This window comes from Comamonas sp. CMM03 (genome assembly GCF_019218715.1).
Taxonomy (GTDB): Bacteria; Pseudomonadota; Gammaproteobacteria; order Burkholderiales; family Burkholderiaceae_C; genus Comamonas; species Comamonas terrigena.
The window spans coordinates 1100545-1123327 of sequence record NZ_JAHUXB010000001.1; the positions used below are offsets into that span (position 1 = coordinate 1100545).

Here is a 22783-nt window from a genome sequence, read left to right on the forward strand (position 1 = left end):
CGATCTGCCGGGCCCCGCGGTCCATTTGGGCACGTCAGCGCAGCCGAGAACTCATGTTTTCATAGCTACTAACGCTCACGCAGCAAGCATCACAGCCACACTTCCCCTCTATTCCAGACATGACCTTGCGCAGCCCCATCAAGTTCTGCCGTGAATGCGGCCATGCCGTGACCTACCGCGTGCCCGACGACGGCGACACGCGTGCCCGCGCCGTGTGCCCGCAATGCGCCACCATCCACTACGAGAACCCGCTGAACGTGGTGGGCACCATTCCCGTGCTGGCCGATGGCCGCGTGCTGCTGTGCAAGCGCAACATCGAGCCACGCTGGGGCAAATGGACGCTGCCGGCCGGCTTCATGGAACTGGATGAAACCACCAGCCAGGGCGCAGCACGCGAGACGGATGAGGAAGCCGGCGCCCAGATCCGCATGGGGCGGCTGTTTTCCGTCATCAATGTGCCGCGCGTAGGCCAGGTGCACCTGTTTTACACCGCCGAAGTGCTGAGCGAAGCACTCAACCCAGGGCCGGAAACCATTGAGGCACGGTTCTTCCGCGAAGAAGATATTCCCTGGGACGAAATTGCTTTTCGCACCGTGAGCACCACGCTGCAGCGCTGGTTTGCCGACCGCGACAACGGCATGAGCGACCAGGTGCACGCCATCGATCTGGTCTGATCGTCCACTCACAACCGTCTGCACCAGCCCGCCGGAATCCTGCGGGCTTTTTCATGTCCGTCCACCCAACGCCGGGCACTGCCCTAGGTACACCATGGCAGGAACTTGCAATCTGGCGGCGACGGCCGCGGCACAGCGCTCCGTGGCGAGCCCCTGTACCGCGTTGAATGGCCTCTTCAGCCCAGCCAGCCTTTGGGCTTCTTGTCCTGCTTGCGCTCCACCGGGTTGGCCGTCAACCAGTTGGACGGATAGGCACGCAAAAACTCGCGCGCCTTGTCCTGGCGGGCAGTCAGCCAGGCGTCGTACGAGCCTTCGTTCAGAATCGCCGGCATGCGCTTTTCGCTTCCCGGGTGCTGGTAGCGGTGCATCAGTGCATGGCTGTTGGCGTTCACGGTCAGTATGGCGTAGCTGATCAGTTCCGCGCCGCTGTCCGGATCCTGCCAACGGGACCACACTCCGGCCACGCCCATGGGCTCGCCATCCACGCGCGAGATGCGGGTGGACACCGGTTTTCCGCTGCGCAGATCGTCCTCGAAGAACGCCTGCATCGGAATGATGCAGCGCTGCCCAGCCAGCCAGGCGTCGCGATAGGCCTGCACGGTGGATACCGTGTCGTTGCGCGCCACCAGTTGCTTGGGCGCGCGCAGTCGGGCATCTGATGCGGATTTGACCCAGTGCGCCACAAAACCGAACTGTGCCGGCACCCATTCGCGCTGCACGGGAGGGGCCTTGGGTTTGGCCGCCGGGACCGCATCGGCGGCGGCAGCCACGCTCGACTCCAGAGGGGGTGCCGCCTCGACAGCACCACCGGCCACCGTGGCGTCCGACGGCACGGGCTGCGCCACGGCACGGACCATGCCGCTGAGACGGTTGGCACGGACCAGGCGCTCCGCAGGCACCTCCGCAGGACTCACTTTGAAGAAGGCGGCGTAATCGCCCGGCTGGGGCAGGTTTTCGTACTGGGAACTCATAGGCGCCGATGGTAAGGGGCTTGGCGGCACCCGAACACGGCACGGCGACAAAACCCGCGAGATCACCCTGCGCATGCTGCTCACATTGCTGGCAGTTTCTTGACATGGGTTTACCCCAGGCCCGGCTTTTGCTGATGCAGATCACGCGTACCGAGGCACACACCAACAAGAGACAAGGACCCGTATGACGACCTCCAGCCACAATGCCGCCGCATCTTCTGCAGCCCCCCAGCTGCACACCGATGCCTTCATCCCTTATATGCGGAATGTCACGCGCTGCGAGGCTTCGCTGCGCGAGCTGAACCTGATGTGGCGGCTGATCGAGTCGTCAGCCAAGATGAACTGCCCGCAGGAAGCCCATGCCATCCTGCCGATGATGGCCGCCACGCGTGCCGGCTTTGAGCAGCTGGAACAGGATCTGGTGCACTCCATGGTCCACCAGTCCGTCACCGGGGTGATGGCCGCCCTGGCCACGCAGGCCCAGAACGTGATCGATACCCTGGTGCGCAACCTGTACGAGCGCACGGCCGACGTGGGCTTTCTGGCCACCGACAGCATGCTCTGCCGCTACGTGGCCGGCCTGGCCGACGGTGTGGGCGTGCAGGAGCGCCTGCGCGCCTACCGCAGCAAGTACACGGTCTATAACGAGATCTTGCTCGTAGGCCTGGACGGAACGGTGCTGGCCCAGACCGATGGCGACTCGCCCGTGGAAGGCAGCCAGGACCCGCTGCTGGCGCGCACGCTGCAAAGCAGCAGCTATGTGGAAACCTTCCGCGCCACCGACCTGCGTCCCCACCAGACCCACGCGCTGATCTATTCCCAGCGCATGCTGCACCCACAGACGGGTGAACCCATTGGCGTGCTGTGCCTCAGCTTTGACTTCGATGGCGAAATGCGCGGCATCTTCGGTGCACGCGCCGCTGGTCTGCAAGGCAGCAACAATGGCGTGCGCAGCGTGGGCCTGCTGGTCAATGGGAGCGGGCAGGTGCTGGCCAGCAGCGACCCGCACTGGATTGGTGCCGACAGCCCTGTCCCGACGTACCACAACAGTGCGCCAAGTCTGCACATCCATGCTGGACGCACCTACCTGGTGCAGACCGCCGCATCGGCCGGCTACCAGGGCTACCCTGGCCCTGACGGCTGGCAAGGCCAGATCATGATTCCAGTGGAGCAGGCCTTTGCCAACCAGAGCCAGCATCTGCTGGAACATCTGGACCCTTATGTGGCTCAGGGTCTGCTGGCCCATGCCCACCGTTTTTGCCCGCCGCTGCATGCCATCATCACGGCGGCGGACACCATCCGCCGCGTGGTCTGGAATGGCCAGGTGATGACCGCCGGCGACACGCCCGACAACGGCAGCGACGGCACCCGTCTGCAGGCCGTGCTGGAGCAGATCGGCGAGACCGGGGCACGCACCAACGAGGTGTTCACCCAGTCCATCCGCGCGCTGTACGACACGGTGCTGAATGCAGCTCTGCGCGACAACACCCTGCTCAGCCGCCTGCTGGTGGACCTGCTGGACCGCAACCTGTACGAGCGCGCCAACGATTGCCGCTGGTGGGCGCTGACGCCCCAGTTGCCTGCGCTGCTGCTGGCCGTGCAACGCGGCCAGACCACGGACACCCAGGTGCAACAAGTCTGTGCCCAGCTCAGCCACATCCATAGCCTCTACACCGTCTACAGCCAGCTGGTGGTGTATGACCGCAGCGGCCGCATCGTGGCCACCAGCTTGCGGGGCGAAACACCCGCAGGAGCACCTGCCGGCTGGCAGAACACCACCGACGACGTCCTGCAGCATCCACTGCTGGGCCAAAGCATCGAGGCCGACACACTCACCCAGGTACTGGCCCTGTCTGGCCCGCAGGCCTACCACGTCAGCCCCTGGCGGCCCAGCGCCCTCGAAAGCAGCCAGGCCCCCACCTACGCCTACCACGCGGCCTTGCGCAGCGACGACGGGCAGGTGCTGGGCGGCATCGGTCTGGTCTTCAATGCCGAACGCGAGCTGCAGTCCATGCTGGACAGTGCCGCGCCGCACAACGCAGCGACTGCTGACAGCGCCACCCGCGTGCTCTACCTGGATCGCCTGGGTCAGGTGCTGGCCTCCACCGACACGGCCCAGCCTGTGGGCAGCCGCATGCCCCTGCCAGTCGACCTGCTGCAGCTGCCTGCCGGCCAGAGCGCCGCACGCGCCATGGTGCACGCAGGCCAGTACTGCATCGTGGCCGCCACGGCAGGCAGCGGTTACCGTGAATTCAAGCGCAGCGACGGCTACCGCGAAGAGGTGCTGGCCGTGGCCGTCCAGCCTTTCGGGGCCGAACAGGAAGATGCCATCGCCGCCGTGCGCCGCCGCAGCACCTGCATCGATTCCATGGCGCCTGCCCAAGGAGGCCAGCAGCTGCGGGAGATGGCCACCTTCTTCGTCGGCAGCAGCCTGATGGCACTGGACGCCGCCTGCGTGCTCGAAGCCCTGCCCGCCGCCGCCATCGCCCCGGTGTCGGCCGGCCGCATTCCCCACTGTGTGGGCACCATGGCCCGCCGCAGCCGCGGTGCGCTGACCGGCTATGTCTGGGTGTTCGACCTGAACGCCCTGCTGCACGGCAAACCCACCCGCGTCACCGCGCAAAGCCAGGTCGTCGTGCTGGAGCATGCCGGGCGCCGCCTGGGCCTGCTGGTCAGCGACCTGCAGGGCGTGGCCCGCTTTGCCGACAGCCAGGTCATCCCTGCGCCCGCCATGGCCCCCTCCCAGCACCGGCTGGTGGATGCCCTGGTCAAGGCCAACGGCGGCAGCCTGCTGATCCAGTGCCTGAGTGCAGCGGCCCTGCTGCACACGCTGCAGGGGCAGGCGAGTGCAACGGCTGCTGCAGACGCACATCGCCATCCAGGCAGGGAAGAAAACGCCTGAAACCCCGTTTCGACACGATTCGGTAAGCACGTTATGTTACAAACTAGGCCGTGCCGCTGTTGGCACGGCTGATGTTTGCCCAATGGCCCGTTCACTGCTCGGACTTCGCCCTGCAGCCTCCCAGACCCCGCTGGAGCTGTCCACCACCACCCCGCTACAGACTCCCCTGAACGGTGCCGCGCTGCAGGCCCGCTTGCGGCAAAAGCGTTCCTCGGCCTATGTGCAGGCCGTGACGCAGCTCGATGCCGGCGGCCATGTGCACAGCCCAGCCGCCACCCAGGCGTTGATCGATGCCATCCGCAATGAATTGCCCGATGTCTCGATCGATGCCCTGCCCTTTGGCATCGTGTCCCGCTGCTATCTGGGCGCACCTTATGAGGTGCATACCCTGGACTGCAGCGGCAGCATCATCCAGCACTACAAGACCCATGAAAGCCTGCCCGCTACGCTGGAGCGGGCGCGCAGCCTGGCCCAGCACCCGGCTTACGCCTTCATTGAAGTGTATGGATCCCGCCTTATCGCGGTCAGCTCGTCCGGGCAGACCGCGCTCATTGACCTTTGACCTCCTCCTGCTTGCCCTATGAGTTCTGAACGCATCATCCAGGTTGCAGACCTGTCCTTGATTCTCGGGTCGCTTCGCTCCCTGCAAAGCGATATCGGCACCGTCTCCAACCAGGTGGACAACGTCGGCCACGACCTGTCGCAGACCCGTGCCGAACTGTCGCGCCTGGAGCAGGCTTTCGCGGACTTCGTCGAAGCCGACCTCAAGGCCAAGGAACTGTCGCTGGCCGAAACCCGCCAGGTGAAGATCCGCCAGGAAATCGAAAACACCTTCGGGCAGAATGCCGTGGTGCGCCGCCAGGCCACCGGCATCCTGCAAGCCTCCGACATTCAGTTGGTGCGCCAGGAAACCATCCGGGGTGCGACGGAAGAGCTGATGCTCTCCACCCCCCGCTACTGGCTGGCACCGGCCCTGGTGGCCTTGGCCGCCTGGCTGGGAGACAATCGCGACCTGGCCCAGCGTGCACTGGCCGAAGCGGTGCGCCGTGACGACGAAAAGACCTCGCTGTTCTTTGCCCTGATCTCCCGCCGTGCCGGCCGCAGCGAAGCCAACCGGACCTGGCTGGACCGCTACTTCGGACTCCAGAATCCACACCAGCTCGACCGCCAGACCGTGGTGATGGTCGACGCCATGGCCAATGGTGTCTTCAACGCCGACACCACACAGCTGTGCTCCAAGCGCATCACCGCCTGGATCGAAGAACTGTCGCAGCAGGCGGGATTTGCCGAGGCGCAGCGCAGCCAGTGGAGCGACGCCTTGCGCTCCAAGACCCCCCATGCAGACCATGCGGACGACTATCCCCATCTGTCGCGCTTCAGTCCTACCTGGGGTGCGCTGGGCACGTCGCTCAACGAAGCCTCCATGCAATCGGCGGTGCTGCAGCATTTCGAACAGGTCTTCCAAGGGGAGATCAAGCCTGCCAGCAGCGTGCTGGTGGCAGTGGACGACCTGCTGACCAAGCTGGTCACCCGCTTTGACGATGAGGAGCTTCCACTGCGCCGCCAGGAAGAGCTGTGCCGGCTGATCATTGAGGAAAGCGGCGACAAGCGTGCCGCCCAGAGCCGCTACGACCTGCAAAGCAAAACGCTGGACACGCAGGTGGACTTCACCCAGTTGCTGACCAATGCAGCCATGCACCCCGAAACCTCGCATGTCACGCGGGCCACGCAACGCTTTGCGATTGCACACTCGCGCGACTGGATTCTGGATGCCCACAGCGATGTCACGGCCAAGGCGCGGCAGAAAGTGCCACAACGCATTGAGCTGCAGCTTGAAGACTGGAGCGGCCAGACCAGTGCCGGAGAAAACGAGGCCGAGCTGCTGGCCAGCCTGGCCTCGCATCTGGACCAACGCGAAGCCGAGGCGCTGGCAGGCGCCAAGCTGGGACTCAAGCACTGGGGCGCCGTTGCCATCGGTGCCGTTCTGGTACTGATGAGCGTGTCCTACGGCATGGTCTCGCTGGTGCTGGGGTTGGCAGCACTGGGCTGGGCTTATCTGGGCCACCGCACCGTGCAGAAGCTGCGCATCAAGATCCGTGAGGATTTCGCGCGCCTGAAAACCCAGTCGGCGCAGGCACTGCGCGCCTGCATGGCAGAGACTGTGGAGCTGCGCCGCGACCTGGCACAGCGCGATGGCGTTTCTGCGAATGTGACAGCCCTGCTGGAAAGCATCAGCCCCGCGCAGCACCTGCTGTCCGGTCACGACAATGTGCGCCGCGTCATGGCCGCCTAATCACACCAGGATTCCCTATGCCCCGAGACCTTTTGTCCACCGTGACACCCGATGTGCCAAACGCCTCCAGTGCTCCCCGCGCGGCCCCTTCCGCACACCCAGCGCCCGCACCGCAGCCCGTCGAACCACAAACCGATCGCGACGCACTGGCGGGAGCGCTGCCTGACTGGGATCTCCTGCCAGGCTCGCCCTTTGTGCGCCGCATCAAGTGATGCGGGGCTGGTTCTCCCGCCCTGCTGATACGGCATCGTCTGCGGCAGAACCGGCTGCGGGCGATGCCCCGCAGTCCTATGCCCAATGGAGCCAGTGCCTGGATGCCCTGGCGAAAGAGGACAACGATGCAGCCTGCCTGCAGCAGCTCGAGAATGGCCAGTTGGAATGGACTGCAGGGGTGGCCCCCATGCTGGGCAAACGGATCAGCGAAGAAGTCCAGCGCCGGCTGCAACGCTGCTCCGACCGGTTGGCACGCGATCTGCGGCTGGGGGCGCAGGAAACCCTGATCGTGCGCGCCGTGCTCCAGGGGCGCGTGCAACTGGGTTTTGTCCACCGGCTGTGCCAACTGCCGGTGCTACCCGCGGCTACGCAGCAGCACCTGCAAAGTGAAATTCTCAGATTTGCCGAGCGCGCACAGAAATCGCTGGAAGACACGGCCAAGGCCGACCGCAGCGGACAACTGGCCACCCTGTTGCGCAACAACCCGTTAACAGGCTATGACCGCACCCCTGCGTCCTCCAGCCCCCTTCATACCGCGCCGCCGACAGCCGCCACCCTGTCCCCTGCCACAGCGGCTGCACCCCGCAGGCGCAACATCCTGAACTGACCATTGCTTCCATGAGCGACACCGCTGAATTCAAAGCCACGCTGACGCGTTATCTCAAGGCCCGCATCCCCTTCATCTCCATCCGCAGCGCCGAGCGCAGCCGGGTCCTGGAACTGCTGCGCGACGTCGGCTCCACGCTGCAGGCTCCGATCTATGTGCACACGCTGTCCCAGGGAACACGCGAGCTTGGCAGCAACCGCTCCGTCAACGACGACCGCTCCGTGACGGGTGCTGTGGACTTCGCCAGCCAGCAGTTCGCCCAGCGCCAGAATCTCACCGCGACCCTGACCGAAGTCTCGGACATTGAGGACGACACACCGGCGGCGCGCCACCTGCTGGATGTCGTGATGCTGGCGGCCGAGAACAGCGGTTCGGTCATCGTGATCACCACCAAGCCGGTCTGGGGTCAGTTGCAGCGCGCAGGCATGTCGCTGGTGCTCTCCGCCCCCACTGAAGATGAGATGCTCGGCATCATTCGTGACAACCTCAACGCCTACCGGGAACATTTCCCCATCGAATGGGACGATGCCGACGAGCGCCGTGCCGCCGCCGCACTCGCGGGGGTGTCGCGCATCGAAGCGGAGAACATCATTGCGACCTTGCTGGCCAACGGCCGCATCACCAAGGCCGACATGGTCGAGGTGATGCATGCCAAGGACCGCATCTTTGCCGACATCTCCGGTATCGAGCGTGTAAATGTGCGCAGCAGCAGCCTGAACGTGGGGGGATTGGGAGGCCTGAAAGCCTGGCTGGACAAGGAGCAGCCCCTTCTCACCGCGGATCTGCGTGAGCGCGGCATCCGGCCACCTCGTGGCGTGCTGCTGGTGGGCGTGCCCGGCTGCGGGAAATCGCTGTCCGCCAAGGCCATTGCGGCCAACTGGGGGCTGCCGCTGTACCGCCTGGATCTGTCCACCATCCATGGGCAGTACCTGGGGCAAAGCGAGACCCGCCTGAAGGACGCGCTGAGCACCGCTGATCATGTGGCGCCCTGCGTGCTGTGGATCGACGAAATTGAAAAAGGCCTGGCAGGCGCCGGAGGCAGCGGCGATGGCGGCACGGCCACCCGCCTGGTCGGCCAGTTCCTCTACTGGCTGCAGGAATCCCTGGCCCGCGTCTTTGTGGTTGCCACTGCCAACGATGTGTCCAAGCTGCCACCGGAACTGCTGCGCCGGGGCAGGTTTGATGAACTGTTCTTTGTCGATCTGCCCACCCCGACAGAGCGCCGCGAGATCATCGGCATCTACACCCAGCGCGGCCTGCGACAGGAAGTCCCTGCGGCGCTGCTGGACGAAATGGTGGAACTGTCCGATGGCTTTGCCGGCTCCGACCTGGAGTCGGCCGTGCGCGAAGTGGTCAAGGAGGCTTACCTGCGCGGTGACGAGGTCGTGACGGCAGAGCTTTTCCGCCGCAGCTTCACCAATGTGGTGCCCTTGTCCAAGACAGCGCCGGAGCAGATCGAGAGCATCCGGGCCTGGGGACGGGAGCGCGCCGTTCCGGCATCGGGCCAGCCCATCGGTGCGGCCACGCAGCAAGTGCGTGCCCGTCGCCAGGTTCTGGCCTGATGCACCGCCAGCGCACCCACGCGGTGCGCGGCGCCAGCCCTCCACATTTGGAGCCTAATACCGTCCTAATGCCCTACTGCCGCAGCCAGTGAGCCAAGCCCGGCAGCGCGGCCTGCGTTGCGGCATAGCCGGCATCCATCGCCTCCTTGGCGCGGTGGAAGTCCAGCAGACCCAGATGTGCCAGACGCGGGGCAATCACCAGCTCGGGCGGGTCACCGGCCATGCGGCTGCGCGTGATGCGCATCTGCATGATGTTGACGCTGGTCATCACCACATCCAGCACCGACGGAATGCGCATGCCATCCACCAGCGGGCTGTTGGCAACGGCCGGTGGCGCACCCAAGCCAGGGATCCAGGAGGTCAGCCGCCGGGACCAGGGCTTGCCAGGGGGCGGCACGGCAGCACCACCTTCCTCCCCCGCCGTGCCACCGGCTGGTGGCACAGGGTCAGGCGGCGTCCTGTTCAACATGTCGCCTCCCTCCTCGTCACCATCCTCCACCTGCTGGTGGCGTGGTGATGGAATCGGTGGCGGCGCCTCCTGCACCGCCAGTGGCTGCATGTGGCGTTGCATCAGATCAACGTTCAGATCCACAGCGATCACAATGTCGGCCCCCATGGCACGCGCCAGCGATGCGGGCACCGGATTGACCAGACCACCGTCCACCAGCAAGCGCCCTTCACGCAGCACTGGCGTGAACAGACCGGGCAGTGCGATCGAAGCACGCACCGCATCGGCGATCGAGCCCTGGCGCATCCACACCTCGGCCCCCGAATGCAGGTCGGTGGCCACGGCCCCGAACGGAATGGGAGAGTTCTCGATATCGAAATCGGCGAAATTGCGGCGCCAGAAGCTGATCAGCTTCTCCCCCTTGAGCATGCCTCCGGCCAGATTGAAGTCCATGAAGCCGAACACATCGCGCATGCCCAGGCCCTGCACCCAGTCCGCAAAGCGCTCCAGTTCGCCACCGGCATAGGCGGCACCCACCAGCGCGCCGATGGAGCTGCCACAGACCACATCGGGCTGTATGCCCGCATCCCGAAGCGCCCGCAGCACGCCAATGTGCGACCAGCCACGGGCAGAGCCGCTGCCCAGCGCCAGGCCCAGTTTGGGAGTACGCCGGGTCAGTGCCATCAGGCGCCTCCGTCCGCGTTGCCGCCTTGTAGCAAGGCCAGCATGCCTGCTTCGTCCAGGACCTTCACGCCCAGCTCCTCGGCCTTGGCCAGCTTGCTGCCGGCGTCTGCCCCGGCCACTACGTAGCTGGTCTTCTTGCTGACCGAGCCGGCCACCTTGGCACCCGCAGCTTCCAGCATGTCCTTGGAGGCATCGCGCGTCAGCGTGGGCAGGGTGCCAGTCAGCACCACCGTCATGCCAGCCAGGATCTGTGCCGGCTTTTCGGCCGGTGCGCCCTCTTCCCAGTGCACCCCGCAGGCACGCAGCTGCTCCACCACCTCACGGTTGTGGGGCTGCGCAAAAAAGGTATGGATGCTGTCCGCCACGATGGGACCCACGTCACGCACCTCCAGCAGTTGTTCCACGCTGGCGTCCATGATGGCGTCCAGCAGGCCGAAGTGCCGCGCCAGATCCTTGGCCGTGGCCTCCCCCACATTGCGGATGCCCAGCCCGAACAGAAAACGCGGCAGCGTGGTGGACTTGGACTTCTCCAGCGCATCTAGCACGTTCTGCGCCGACTTTTCGGCCATGCGGTCCAGTGCCACCAGCGATGTCAAACCCAGCTTGTACAGATCGGGCAGCGTGCGCACCAAATTGCCATCCACCAGCTGGTCCACCAGCTTGTCGCCCAGACCTTCAATGTCCATGGCACGGCGGGCGGCAAAATGCAGCAGCGCTTCCTTGCGCTGGGCAGCACAGAACAGCCCGCCGGTGCAGCGGTGGTTGGCCTCGCCTTTTTCGCGCACCACGGCACTGCCGCAGATAGGGCACGCAGCGGGCATGCGGAAATTGGGCACATAGGCGGCCCGCGTACCGGGCACCCTGCCGACGACCTCGGGAATCACGTCCCCCGCGCGGCGCACGATCACCGTGTCCCCCACGCGCACGCCTTTCTTGCGCGTCTCGAACAGGTTGTGCAAAGTGGCATTGGTCACCACCACCCCACCGACCGCCACCGGCGCCAGACGCGCCACAGGGGTGAGCTTGCCGGTACGCCCCACCTGCACATCGATGCCTTCCATCACGGTGGGCATCTCTTCCGCCGGGTATTTGTGGGCCACGGCCCAGCGCGGCTCGCGCGTGACAAAGCCCAACTGGCGCTGCAGGGCCAGACTGTTGACCTTGTAGACCACACCATCGATCTCGTACGGCAGCGTGGCGCGCTCGGCCCCCATGCGGGCATGAAACGCCACCAGTTCGGAAGCACCATGGGCGATCTGCACCTGCGGCGCCACCGGGAATCCCCAGGCCTTGAGCTGCTGCAGCAGGGCGTAATGGGTGCCAAACTGTGGCCCCCCTTCCGCCACCGGCGTGACATCCCCCATGCCGTAGGCAAAAAAGGACAGCGGGCGCTGGGCGGCGATATTGCTGTCAAGCTGGCGCACGGCACCGGCCGCGGCGTTGCGCGGGTTGGCAAACAGCTTGGCACCTGCGGCCTCCTGGCGGGCATTGAGCTTTTCCAGGTCGGCGCGGCGCATATACACCTCGCCGCGCACTTCCAGTACCGGCGGTACGCCGCCCACACCTGTCGGCAGGGTCAACGGAATCTGGCGGATGGTGCGGATGTTGTGCGTCACCTCCTCGCCCACCTCGCCGTCCCCGCGCGTGACGGCATGGACCAGGCTGCCCTGCTCGTAGCGCAGGCTCATGGCCAGGCCGTCGAACTTGGGCTCGCACACATATTCCACCGCCGGCGCGCTGTCGTCCAGCTCCAGTTCGCGGCGAATGCGGGCATCAAAGGCTTCGGCGCCTGTGGCTTCGGTATCGGTCTCGGTGCGGATGGACAGCATGGGCACCACGTGGCGCACCGGCGTCAAGCCGTCGAGCACGGCACCGATCACGCGCTGCGTGGGGGAATCCGGGGTGATGAGCTGCGGATACGCCCCTTCCAGGCCCTGCAACTGCTGGAACACGCGGTCGTATTCGCCATCGGGCACGGTGGGTGCATCCTGCACATAGTATTCATGCGCCCACTGCTGCAACTGGGCACGCAGCGCCTGCACCTTGGCCACCACCGCATTGGGAGCCGGCGTAGCGCTTGCACTGGGCGTTTCACCCGAAAAAAGGTCAAAATTTTCGGTCATCAGACTTCAATGGTTCAATACGCTGCGCGCGGCAGGCATGCGGGCTCCCCCATCCTCGCCCGAAAGAGCGGTGGCGTAAAGCCCGGGCCGGCCCTGCGCAACGAGTGCGGTCTCGCCAGAGACGCACGCAAGGACCGCGGCGCAGCGACGCGGCCAGCCCCAGACCTCTATCGCCACGCGATGCAGGTGCGAAGGACGCCGCTGCGTGCGACTCAGGTGGATGCCTTAATTAAACAAACGGCGCGCCAGCATGGAGCCGGCCGACAGTTCACGCTGGTCCAGCTGGTCATACAGCTGCTCCAGATCGCCGGCAATGGGCTCCAGCACCTGGGGGTGCAGCGGCTGGCCGTTCTGGTCGCACAGCACGCCATCCATGGCCTCGCACAGTGCCTGCGCCACTTCGCGCAGCTTGGCAAACGGTTGCTCGGTGCGCGGCACCTGGGGGACGTCCAGACTCAGCATCACCTCATGGAAGGCAGTGCGGTCCAGATCGGCGGCCTGGGCGGCCTGGGCATCGAACGCCAGCACCAGCAGCGGGTAATTGCCGGGCACCGGCGACGGCAGCATCATGCGGCCCGGCATATTGGTCATCACAAAGCCCAGCTGACCGGCATGCTGGCGCACATAGCCCGGGCTCCAGGCGGCGGTACGGGCGCGCAGCATGAAGCTCAGCTGCGCATCGTGCTCGCTGGCGAACTGGTCCAGCTCGCGCGCCCGGCCCACCTCGTGCAGCATGTCGGGCAGCTCCAGCGCGCCGTTCAGGGCATCGGCAAAGGTCTGGGCCTTGGCGGCAAATTCGGAGAACTCGATCTCGTTGAGTGCACCGGTGCGGTTGGCCAGTTGCACGCCCGCCTGGAAGGCGTTGTAGCGCTGGCCGGCACGCACGCTTTCCCAGTCGCGCGTGGCCTCGTTAAAGCCTTCGATGCGGAAAGGCTTGCTGCCCGCCCGGCGCGTGGTGGGCTGCACCTGCAGTGCCGCCTCGCCGGAGACGCTTTGCTCCATCTGGATGGGCGCGATGGCATCGATCAGGCCATCAAGCGCCAGCTTGCGTTCGGCCGGCAATGGCTGGTGCACCGGCGCCGCAGCTGCAGTCTGTGTCGGAGATGGCTCCTCCACCCCTGCACCATGGGTCACCGGGGCCACGGCCTTGTCCGGCTGCGGCGCAGCGATGGGTGCCTCGAATTCCGGCTTGTCCGGCATGGCATCCAGCAGCGGATCGTGCAGCGGAGTGCTCAGCGGCTGGGTGGCGGCCGGGCGCATATGGGGGGGCAGATCCGTCACGTCCACACCGTCCAGCGCAGGCTCGAAGCGGGCCGCATCTTCGGCGCCCTGGCGGGCTTGTTCGTCCCGGTCCGCGCGTTTGGGGGCGTGGCGGCGGGTGTTCCATGCGTTGTAGGCCACGATCAGGCCGAGTAGGACAACGCCCACGACGGCCAGACTGATTTGCAGGGTACTCATGAATGGGTCTGTTTCGTTTTCAAGCCTCGGCCATGGACAGCGCGGACTCCATGTCCACGGCCACGATGCGGGAGACACCTTGCTCCTGCATGGTCACGCCGATCAGCTGTTGCGCCATTTCCATGGCGATCTTGTTGTGACTGATGAACAGGAACTGGGTGCCCTTGCTCATGCTGGCCACCAGTTTGGCATAGCGCTCGGTATTCGCATCGTCCAGGGGGGCATCCACCTCGTCGAGCAAACAGAACGGCGCCGGGTTCAGCTGGAAGATGGCGAACACCAGCGCAATCGCGGTGAGCGCCTTCTCACCGCCCGACAGCAAGTGGATGGTCTGGTTCTTCTTGCCCGGTGGCTGGGCCATGACCTGCACGCCCGAGTCCAGGATTTCGTCGCCGGTGATGATCAGCTTGGCATTGCCGCCACCGAACAACTCCGGGAACATGCGGCCGAAGTGGCGGTTCACCGTGTCGAAAGTGCCCGAAAGCAGCTCGCGCGTTTCGCCATCGATCTTCTTGATCGCGTCTTCCAGCGTCGTCATGGCACGGGTCAGGTCGTCCATCTGCGCATCCAGGAAGGTCTTGCGCTCCCGGGCGATCTGCAGCTCTTCCAGTGCGGCCAGATTGACGGCCCCCAGGGCGGTGATCTCGCGGTGCAGGCGGTCGATGTCGCCTTGCAGGCCATGCAGGCGCACATTGCCTTCCGCAATGGACTGGGCCACGGCGGCCAGATCGGCATTGGCCTCGGTCAACAAGCCCTCGAACTGCTCCACCCCCAGGCGTGCGGCCTGCTCCTTGAGCTGGAATTCCGTGATGCGCTGGCGCAGCGGATCCATGCTGCGCTCAAGCTGGGTGCGGCGCTCGTCGCTGGCACGCAGCTTGTTGGTCAGGTCGTCGTATTCGCTGCGGCAGGCAGCCAGGGCCTGCTCGCGCTCCATCTTCAGATTCAATGCATCCTGCAGACCGCCTTGGGCTGCCGCATCGTTCAAGCGCCCCTGCTCGGCCAAGGCGCGCTCACGCTCCTCGGCCAGGGCCTTGCTCTGCTGCATCGCAGTTTCCATGGTGCGCTGCAACTCGCCCTTGCGCGCTTCCACGCTGCGCTGGCTGAAAGTGGCTTCCTGCGCGCGGCGTTCCAACGTGCGCTGCTGTTCGCGGCATTCGGCCACTTTGCGTTCGCACTCGATCACGCGCTCGTCCAGCTGGGCATGGCGCTCCTGGCTGTCGGCCAGTTGCATGTCCAGCTCTTCAAACCGGGCCTCGGCCGCCAAGGAGCGCTCCTGCAGCTCTTCGAGCTGGGACGCCACTTCCCCCAGGTCCGCGTCCAGCTGGGCCGTGCGGGCACGCGCCTGCTCGGCCAGCTGGCTCAGTCGCAGCGATTCCACCTGCAACTCGTGCGCGCTTTGCTTGGCCTCCGATGCTTCGCGCCGTGCCGTCACAAGGCGCTGCGACGCGTCGGCATAGGCGCTTTCTGCGCGGGCCAGGGCCATGCGGGATTCTTCGTGGATCAACGTCTGTGCACGAAGCTCCTTTTCAAGGTGCTCAATTTCCTGCGCCCGGGCCAGCAGACCGGATTGCTCGGAATCCTGGGCGTAAAAGCTCACGCTGTGTGCCGTCACGGCGTGCCCGGTGGGCACGTAAATGGTTTCACCGGGCTGCAGGCTGGCGCGGCGGGTCAGCGCCTCGTCCAGCGTCGGTGCGGTGTAGCAACCGGTCAGCCAATCGACCAGCACGGCCTGCAGGCCGACATCGCTGATGCGCAGCAGGTCAGACAGGCGGTTGACGCCTTGTCCGTTCTGCGCAGCGGTGTCCGATGGCTTGTTGTAGAAGGCCAGCCGGGCGGGCGGCGCATCGTGCCCGCCGGCGCCCAGAAAGCCACGCACCATGTCCAGGCGCCCCACTTCCAGTGCGCCCATGCGTTCACGCAGTGCGGCTTCCAGGGCGTTTTCCCAGCCGGGCTCCACATGCAGGCGGCTCCACAGCCCCTGCAGACTGTCCAGCCCGTGCTTGGCCAGCCAGGGCTGGAGCTTGCCATCGGTCTTGACCTTTTCCTGCAACGCCTTGAGGGCCTCCATGCGCGCAGCCAGATCGGCCTGGCGGGCGCCTTCCTGGTTCAGCGCCTGTTGGCGCTGGCGGCGCTCATCGTCGAGCTGAGGCACGCTGTCCTGCAGCTCCACCAGCGCCGCTTCGGCCATTTCGGCCAGCTCGGCCGCTTCTTCATACTGCTGGCGAAGGTTGGTGACGCGGGTTTCGTCCGGTGCAGCCAGCGCATTGCGGTCGGCACGCAGGCGTTCGTGCCGGGTCTCCAGCTGGCGAGACTGTTCGCTGGTGCTGCGCTGCTCGGCAGCCAGCACCTGGATTTGCTGCTGTACCTGGGTGACCAGCTGGCGTTGCTCGTTGGCCTTGGTCTGGGCAGTGCGGTGCGCATCCTCCAGATCGGGCAGCTGCATCGATTGCTCTTCGAGCTGGGCTGCCAGCATCTCGGCCTGCTCTTCGGCATCCATGCCCTGGCCGGCCAAGGTTTCCAGTTCGATCTCGGCCTCTTCGCGGCGCGTGCCCCAGGCGGCAATCTGCTCGCCCAGCTGCTGCAGGCGCTGCTCCACGCGCTGGCGGCCTTCCACCACATAGCGGATCTCGGCTTCCAGCCGCCCCACTTCCGCCGTGGCTTCGTACAGCTTACCCTGGGCCTGGTTGACGGTGTCGCCGGCCGCATAGTGGGCCTGGCGGATGGTCTCCAGATCGGCCTCGATGTTGCGCAGCTCGGCCATGCGCGATTCCACCTCGTTGACTGCTTCCAGCCCTTCGGTACGGATCTTGGCCATGTCGGCCTCGGCGTCGGCACGCTTGAGGAACCACAGCTGCTGCTGCTTGAGCGTCACGCTGCCTTGCAGCGCGTTGTACTGGGCGGCCACTTCGGCCTGCTTTTCCAGTTTTTCGAGGTTGGCGTTCAGCTCGCGCAGAATGTCTTCCACGCGGGTCAGGTTCTCGCGCGTGTCGGACAGGCGGTTTTCGGTCTCGCGACGGCGCTCCTTGTACTTGGACACGCCCGCCGCTTCTTCCAGAAACAGGCGCAGCTCTTCGGGGCGGGATTCAATGATCCGGCTGATGGTGCCCTGGCCAATGATGGCGTAGGCGCGCGGGCCCAGACCGGTGCCCAGGAACACGTCCTGCACGTCACGGCGACGCACCGGCTGGTTGTTGATGAAATAGCTGCTGTTGCCGTCACGCGTGAGCACACGCTTGACGGCGATTTCGGTGTACTGTCCCCACTGACCGCCAGCACGGTGGTCGGCGTTGTCGAACACTAGCTCCACGCTGGAGCGGCTGGCCGGCTTGCGGTGGGTGGTGCCGTTGAAGATCACATCCTGCATGGACTCGCCACGCAGCTCACTGGCCTTGGACTCCCCCAGCACCCAGCGCACCGCATCCATGATGTTGGACTTGCCGCAGCCGTTCGGCCCCACCACGCCCACCAGTTGCCCAGGCAGCAGAAAGTTGGTAGGTTCGGCAAAGGATTTGAAGCCAGCAAGCTTGATGGAATTAAGGCGCACGGGTCAGATCGGTGGCAGAGAAATGGTATGGGAGAGTGCGAAGCGGAAAACAGGCCCGCATGATACCGCGCTTGGCTGCAGGCCAACCGCAGGGGTCGCGCCAACATACTTCAAGCCAAATGTGCGCTTTATCCTTTCACAGAAAAGACAAGCAGCTATCGATTCGGAAGCAACGTCACTGCACGTTGGGCGGGACTTTTCTGGCTTCATGCCTGGGCGCCACGCACTGCATCGTGCTCCTCTGTGCCGGCTCCACCCCGAACACGGCCATGGCGCGGCAGCCCAGGACAGCCGCGCAGCCTGCGCCAGGGGCGGCGAATCAGGCGCTGCGCGGCCCAAAGGCAATGATGGCCATGCCGCCCAGGCAGACCAGACCACCCACCACATCCCAGGCGCTGGGCCGCACACCGTCCACGGCCCACAGCCACAGCAGTGCTGCCGTCACATACACCCCGCCGTAGGCGGCGTACACCCGCCCGCAGGCGTCGGGATGCAAGGTGAGCAGCCAGGCGAACAGGCCCAGGCTGGCAGCCGCCGGCAACAGCAGCCAGGCGCTGCCTCCCTGGCGCAGCCACAGCCATGGCAGATAGCAGCCCACGATTTCGGCCAGGGCCGTCAGCAGGTACAGGGCAAATGTGCGCATGGGAAAGGCAGAACCGCCACGACATGGTGGCGTCCGGTGTAAAAGGAATGCACAAACCATAGCATGCAGTGCTGATGGAAAGAGCCGCTGGAACTGATTTCCCTAGGAGCACATGCAGGTGATCACACAACCGCTGCGCAGCCTGGCGGTGCAGCGCAGGCCCGGACGCAGCCAGTAGCAGGACGTCAACCATGAGTCACCGTCCCCTTTGCCAACACGCCACTCAGGCGATGGCGCTGTGCCCCACCTCGCTGAACTGGGCCACCCAGGCTTCGAACTGCGCCACCGGCACGGCCGGGCTGAACAGATAGCCCTGCCAGGCATGGCAGCCGTTGGCATCCAGAAAATCGCGCTGTGCTGCGGTTTCCACGCCTTCCGCAATCACCCGCAGCCCCAGCGAACTGGCCAGGGCGACGATGGTCTTGGCAATCGCCTGGTCGTTGGCATTGGTCAGCACTTCCCGCACAAAGCTCTGGTCGATCTTGAGCTGCTCCAGCGGCAAACGCTTCAGATACGACAGCGAGGAATAGCCGGTACCAAAGTCGTCCAGCGAGAAGGCCACGCCCAGGCCGCGCAGTTGCTCCATCTTGCGGATGGTGTCCTCCACATCGGACAGGAGCATGCCTTCGGTCAGCTCCAACTTCAGGCGGTCAGGGCGCACGCCGTGCGAGGCCAGTGCCTGCTCCACATCCTGCACAAACTGCGGCTGCTGGAACTGCAGCGGGCTGACATTGACCGACAGCGCCAACTCCGCCAGGCCCGGGCGCTGCGCCCACTGCGCCAGCTGGCGGCAGGCCGTGTGCAGCACCCAGCGGCCCAGCTGCAGCACCATGCCGTTGTCCTCGGCCAGCGGAATGAACAGTGCAGGCGAGATGAAACCCTTGACCGGGTGCCGCCAGCGCAGCAGTGCCTCAGCACCCACCACCTGCTCGTGCATCACCTGGGGCTGGTAATACAGATCGAACTGGCTTTGCTCGATCGCGTTGCGCAGATCGGCTTCCATCTCCGCACGGGCGCGGATCGCGGACTGCATGCTGGGGTCGAAGAAGTGCAGCGCGTTGCGTCCGGCACTCTTGGCCTCGTACATCGCCAGGTCTGCCCGCTTGAGCAACTCTTCCACCGTCTCGCCGGTGCCATGGAACGTGGTGGCCCCCATGCTGACAGTGACGTGGCAAGGCGCAGTACCCAGGATGAAAGGCTCGCGCAGCGCTTCCATCATGCGGCGCCCCAGTTTTTCGGTCTGCTGGGCGGCCTGCAGCGGATCGGCCGGCAGATTCTCCAGCACCACGGCAAATTCGTCCCCGCCCTGGCGGGCCAGGGTGTAACCCGTATGCGGGCCCTGGGCCAGACAGTGCGACAGGCGCTGCGCCACCTGCAGCAGCAGCGCATCGCCCTGGTCATGGCCCTGGGTTTCATTCAGGGTCTTGAAATTGTCGATGTCCAGCAGCAGCAAGGCCCCAGCAGAGTTCTGGCGCGGACAGTGCTGGAGCGCGTCATGCACCCGCTCCAGCAACTGGCGGCGGTTGGGCAGCTGGGTCAGCATGTCGAACAACGCCAAGTTGCGGATCTTCTCTTCGGCCTGCTTGCGCTGGCTCAGGTCCATCAGCGTAAAGACAAAATCGCTCTGCACCGGGCTGCCAGACAGCTCCAGGGCCCGGATCTTGCCGTCCTTGCAATGCACGGCCAGCTCGCAGCAGGGCATCACCCCCTGCACCATGGCCTCGCGCCGGGCAGACTCCACCCAGGCCCGGCTGGTCTGGCGCTGCGATGCATCGGGTTGGATCACCTTCCACCAGTCATCCAATGTCTGCAAGTCCTGCGGTCCATAGCCGGTCAGCGCGGTGAAACGGTCGTTGATGGAGAGAATGCGCTGCTGCGCATCCACCATCAGCATGCCTACTGGCAGCGCCTGCAGCATGGCGCTGAGCCGCGCCTCGCGCTGCTCCAGTGCGGCCTGCAGCTGGCGGCGCTCGGACACGTCCTGCACCACCGAAATATGCTGACCCAGCAGCTCCTGCTGGCCATCCAACAACGGAGAAGCCGCCACCTCCACCCAGATCAGCTGTCCATCGCTGCGGCGCATGCGCTTGGACTGCAGATAGTTGGAGATCAGGCCCTGGCGCAGCTCGCTCAGCAGCCGGCGCGTGTCGTCCACATCCTCAGGCGCACTCAGCTCCAGCACATTGGTGCGCAGCAGCTCTTTTTCGCTGAAACCCAGAATCTCGCAGTAGCGCTGGTTCACCTGCAGCAGGCGCCCGGTTTCCGAGCACACCTTGCTCACCCCCATGCCGCAGTGGTGGAACAGATCGTGAAAGCGGTCCATGCTCTCCTGCAATGCCGACTGGGTGTGTTCCACCTCCTGGCGGGCCTGTTGGCGCTGGCGGGCCAGCAAGGCCACCAGCAGCGCCAGCAGGGCACTCGCGCCCAGGCCGCCGGCCCCCATCAGCCACGGGTGGGCACTCTCCACCTGGGACAGCAACGCACTGCGCGGCAGCAACTGCACCCGCCAGATACGGTCGTGCACGGCAATGTCACGCAACACCGGGGCCAGCGTGGCGTTGGAGACCTCCCAATTGGGTGTACGGTAAATGGTGCGGCGCAGGTTTTCCCCGCCAGGCTGCTGATCGGCACGCCCCAGGTCCTCCACCGTCACAGCCACGCCATCGAGCTGCACCGCGTCCAGCGCATGCAGCAGCAGCTCGCGCGTCTGCAGACTGATGTTGACAGCCCCCTGGAACACCGGCTCACCCTGGCCTGCAGGCGTGACAAACACCGGTGCACGGATCAGCACCCCGGTGGGATCCTTGTCGTCCTGCAACAGAGTGAACGGCGCTGTCATGGACACCTTGCCCGTGGCACGCGACTGCAACAGGCTCGAGAGGCTTTCGGGCTGCAGATACACATCGAGTCCGGCCAACGCAGCGTTGCCACGCAGCGGCCAGACATAGTCGACCACGGCGTACTCCGAGCGGTCGGCCGCAAAGCGGATGCGCAGATCCTGGCGCGCCACCTGGCCATCGGCGCGCAGGCTGGCTTCAAAGTGGGCCAGTTCGGTCGGGGCCAGGATGCGGGTGAAGGTCAGTGCGCGCAGGCCGGGGTAACGGCGCGGCACATCCATCTCCACCATGGTGGCGTCGAACTCCTGACGGCTCAGATACGGCTTGACCGAAAAGCGCGCCTGCAGGCCTTTGACGATTTCGCCGTACGAGTTGACGCTGTGTTCCAGCCCCTGCACCAGCGTATCGATGCGGTGTACCGCACGCTCGTGCGCCATGGTCTGCACCGTGCGCTGCAGCATCCACGCCAGCACCAGGCTCAGCAAGCCACCACCGCATAGCACAGCCCCTGGCAACAGCCAGACCGATACCCACGTGCGCGAAGAAGGAGCAACTGCCATGAAGGGGGAGGAGAAGATCACACAGACGAATAAGACGATAGGCGGCTAAAACTGTGGACCACTTAAAAGCATAGTGCCTTTCTATGTTGTTGAACGGCGGAATTGATGACTTTTCTATCTAAAACGTCAACACTTTGAAACAGAAATGACCTGAATCAACCTAGGTGTTGTGCGGATGGGCGGTCACCCGGGTGAAAAACACCCCAACGGACCACCCTCAGCCCAGCCAGGTCTGCTTCTGCTGCACCGCCTCCTTCAAGAAACGCCACACCGTCTGGATGCGTGGCAAGCCTTTGAGCTCTTCCGGCATGCTCATCCAGAAGGTGCGCGTAAAGCAGGCTTGCTGCGGCAGCACACGGCTCAAGGTCGGGTCCCGGTCCGCCAGAAACGCCGGCAGCACCGCCAACCCGGCGCCGGCCCGCACCGCCTCGTATTGGGCAGTGATACTGGTCGAGCGAAAGGCAAAGCGCTCCGGCCGGTACAGCTGGTCCAGCAACTGCAACTCTTTGGAAAACAGCAGGTCGTCCACGTAATGGATGAAGCGGTGGTGGCGCAAATCCTCGCGCTGGGCCACCAGCGGGCGGCGGGCCAGGTACTCACGCTCGCCATACAGGTACAGGCGGTAGTCCGCCAGCTTGCTGACCACCACCGTCCCGCGCTTGGGCCGCTCCAGGGAAATCACGATGTCTGCCTCGCGCCGCGACAGGTGCAGCAGGCGTGGCAGCGCCAGCAAATCCACCGACAGCTGCGGCCACTGCAGCGTGAGCCTGGCCAGGGCTGGCGCCAGCAGTTGCGTGCCCAGGCCCTCGGTGGTGCCCACACGCACCAGGCCGCTCGGGGCCTCGGCATCATCCACGGCCAGTTCGGCCGCATGCTCCAGTTGGCGGGCCGCCTGGGTCATGGCTTCGATGGCCGGCAACAGCTGCCGGCCTGCTTCGGTCAGCTGGTGACCGTCCGCCCCCCGGGCAAACAGGCTTTTGCCCAGCGCTTTTTCCAGCGCCTGCACGCGCCGCGCCACCGTGGTGTGCTCCACCCCCAGGCTGCGGGCCGCGCCTGCCAGCGTGCCCGCCCGGGCCAAGGCGCCAAAGTGGCGCAGTTGCTCCCAATCCATGTTCTCCCCTCGTGCGGCATCAACTCACACGGCCATGGCCTGTGCGCCATACAGCGGATATCTCTCTCGAAAAGCCTGTGCAAAAACGCAAACCCTAAGTGCATGAATAGCACTTGTTTGCAGTATTTTGCACATCTAACATGGGATCCACCT

The 22783-nt window shown here is 65.2% G+C and carries 14 protein-coding genes; 6 read left to right on the forward strand and 8 right to left on the reverse strand.

Annotation, left to right across the window (positions count from 1 at the left end):
* Nucleotides 1-119 precede the first annotated feature (119 nt).
* Nucleotides 120-674 carry an NUDIX hydrolase gene (locus KW830_RS04975; protein WP_066534287.1) on the forward strand — a complete coding sequence of 185 codons (555 nt, stop codon included), beginning with the start codon at nucleotides 120-122 and terminating at the stop codon, nucleotides 672-674.
* 176 nt (nucleotides 675-850) lie between these two features.
* Here KW830_RS04975 and KW830_RS04980 read toward each other — a convergent pair whose 3' ends face one another.
* Entirely contained in the window at nucleotides 851-1645 is a 795-nt protein-coding gene (locus KW830_RS04980) for an SOS response-associated peptidase (RefSeq protein ID WP_218332336.1), read from the reverse strand.
* A gap of 184 nt (nucleotides 1646-1829) precedes the next feature.
* Between KW830_RS04980 and KW830_RS04985 the strand changes: the two genes are divergently transcribed.
* The 5 genes from KW830_RS04985 (at nucleotide 1830) to KW830_RS05005 (ending at nucleotide 9222) form a co-directional block, all read left to right on the forward strand.
* The gene (locus tag KW830_RS04985; protein ID WP_218332337.1) at nucleotides 1830-4547 is read left to right on the forward strand and encodes a chemotaxis protein CheW; all 2718 of its coding nucleotides are present in this window, start codon (nucleotides 1830-1832) and stop codon (nucleotides 4545-4547) included.
* Between the two features lie 82 nt (nucleotides 4548-4629).
* Nucleotides 4630-5109, forward strand: a complete 480-nt coding sequence (locus KW830_RS04990; RefSeq protein WP_066534294.1) for a hypothetical protein — start codon at nucleotides 4630-4632, stop codon at nucleotides 5107-5109.
* 18 nt (nucleotides 5110-5127) lie between these two features.
* Nucleotides 5128-6840: a hypothetical protein gene (locus tag KW830_RS04995; protein ID WP_218332338.1), complete on the forward strand. Its 1713-nt coding sequence runs from the start codon at nucleotides 5128-5130 to the stop codon at nucleotides 6838-6840.
* A 211-nt stretch (nucleotides 6841-7051) separates the two neighbouring features.
* The gene (locus tag KW830_RS05000; RefSeq protein WP_218332339.1) at nucleotides 7052-7660 is read left to right on the forward strand and encodes a hypothetical protein; all 609 of its coding nucleotides are present in this window, start codon (nucleotides 7052-7054) and stop codon (nucleotides 7658-7660) included.
* 11 nt (nucleotides 7661-7671) lie between these two features.
* Nucleotides 7672-9222, forward strand: coding sequence for an AAA family ATPase (locus tag KW830_RS05005; protein WP_218332340.1), 1551 nt, complete (start codon nucleotides 7672-7674; stop codon nucleotides 9220-9222).
* 73 nt (nucleotides 9223-9295) lie between these two features.
* On the opposite strand, the gene KW830_RS05010 is transcribed toward KW830_RS05005, so the two are convergent.
* The 7 genes from KW830_RS05010 to KW830_RS05040 all read right to left on the reverse strand — a co-directional run bounded on the left by KW830_RS05010 (nucleotide 9296) and on the right by KW830_RS05040 (nucleotide 22630).
* Nucleotides 9296-10354, reverse strand: a complete 1059-nt coding sequence (locus tag KW830_RS05010) for a patatin-like phospholipase family protein (RefSeq protein ID WP_218332341.1) — start codon at nucleotides 10352-10354, stop codon at nucleotides 9296-9298.
* Nucleotides 10354-12477, reverse strand: coding sequence for an NAD-dependent DNA ligase LigA (gene ligA / locus KW830_RS05015; protein ID WP_218332342.1), 2124 nt, complete (start codon nucleotides 12475-12477; stop codon nucleotides 10354-10356). The genes KW830_RS05010 and ligA overlap by 1 nt, the downstream gene beginning before the upstream one ends.
* A gap of 225 nt (nucleotides 12478-12702) precedes the next feature.
* The gene (locus tag KW830_RS05020) at nucleotides 12703-13935 is read right to left on the reverse strand and encodes a cell division protein ZipA C-terminal FtsZ-binding domain-containing protein (RefSeq protein ID WP_218332343.1); all 1233 of its coding nucleotides are present in this window, start codon (nucleotides 13933-13935) and stop codon (nucleotides 12703-12705) included.
* A gap of 19 nt (nucleotides 13936-13954) precedes the next feature.
* Nucleotides 13955-17479, reverse strand: coding sequence for a chromosome segregation protein SMC (gene smc / locus KW830_RS05025; RefSeq protein ID WP_218332344.1), 3525 nt, complete (start codon nucleotides 17477-17479; stop codon nucleotides 13955-13957).
* Nucleotides 17480-17798: 319 nt separating this feature from the next.
* A complete protein-coding gene (locus KW830_RS05030; RefSeq protein WP_218332345.1) occupies nucleotides 17799-18122 on the reverse strand; it encodes a YnfA family protein in 324 nt (107 codons plus the stop codon).
* Between the two features lie 223 nt (nucleotides 18123-18345).
* Nucleotides 18346-21519 carry an EAL domain-containing protein gene (locus KW830_RS05035; RefSeq protein WP_218332346.1) on the reverse strand — a complete coding sequence of 1058 codons (3174 nt, stop codon included), beginning with the start codon at nucleotides 21517-21519 and terminating at the stop codon, nucleotides 18346-18348.
* A 217-nt stretch (nucleotides 21520-21736) separates the two neighbouring features.
* Nucleotides 21737-22630, reverse strand: coding sequence for a LysR family transcriptional regulator (locus KW830_RS05040; protein WP_066534315.1), 894 nt, complete (start codon nucleotides 22628-22630; stop codon nucleotides 21737-21739).
* Between the last annotated feature and the right edge of the window lie 153 nt (nucleotides 22631-22783).

Excerpts from the sequence above, each read along its gene's own strand:
- KW830_RS05035 (WP_218332346.1), bottom strand. The coding sequence starts at position 21,519 with ATGGCAGTTGCTCCTTCTTCGCGCACGTGGGTATCGGTCTGGCTGTTG.
- KW830_RS05040 (WP_066534315.1), bottom strand. The coding sequence starts at position 22,630 with ATGGATTGGGAGCAACTGCGCCACTTTGGCGCCTTGGCCCGGGCGGGC.
- KW830_RS04995 (WP_218332338.1), top strand. The coding sequence starts at position 5,128 with ATGAGTTCTGAACGCATCATCCAGGTTGCAGACCTGTCCTTGATTCTC.
- KW830_RS04980 (WP_218332336.1), bottom strand. The coding sequence starts at position 1,645 with ATGAGTTCCCAGTACGAAAACCTGCCCCAGCCGGGCGATTACGCCGCC.
- ligA (WP_218332342.1), bottom strand. The coding sequence starts at position 12,477 with ATGACCGAAAATTTTGACCTTTTTTCGGGTGAAACGCCCAGTGCAAGC.
- KW830_RS05005 (WP_218332340.1), top strand. The coding sequence starts at position 7,672 with ATGAGCGACACCGCTGAATTCAAAGCCACGCTGACGCGTTATCTCAAG.
- KW830_RS04975 (WP_066534287.1), top strand. The coding sequence starts at position 120 with ATGACCTTGCGCAGCCCCATCAAGTTCTGCCGTGAATGCGGCCATGCC.
- KW830_RS04990 (WP_066534294.1), top strand. The coding sequence starts at position 4,630 with ATGGCCCGTTCACTGCTCGGACTTCGCCCTGCAGCCTCCCAGACCCCG.
- KW830_RS04985 (WP_218332337.1), top strand. The coding sequence starts at position 1,830 with ATGACGACCTCCAGCCACAATGCCGCCGCATCTTCTGCAGCCCCCCAG.
- KW830_RS05030 (WP_218332345.1), bottom strand. The coding sequence starts at position 18,122 with ATGCGCACATTTGCCCTGTACCTGCTGACGGCCCTGGCCGAAATCGTG.
- KW830_RS05010 (WP_218332341.1), bottom strand. The coding sequence starts at position 10,354 with ATGGCACTGACCCGGCGTACTCCCAAACTGGGCCTGGCGCTGGGCAGC.
- KW830_RS05000 (WP_218332339.1), top strand. The coding sequence starts at position 7,052 with ATGCGGGGCTGGTTCTCCCGCCCTGCTGATACGGCATCGTCTGCGGCA.
- KW830_RS05020 (WP_218332343.1), bottom strand. The coding sequence starts at position 13,935 with ATGAGTACCCTGCAAATCAGTCTGGCCGTCGTGGGCGTTGTCCTACTC.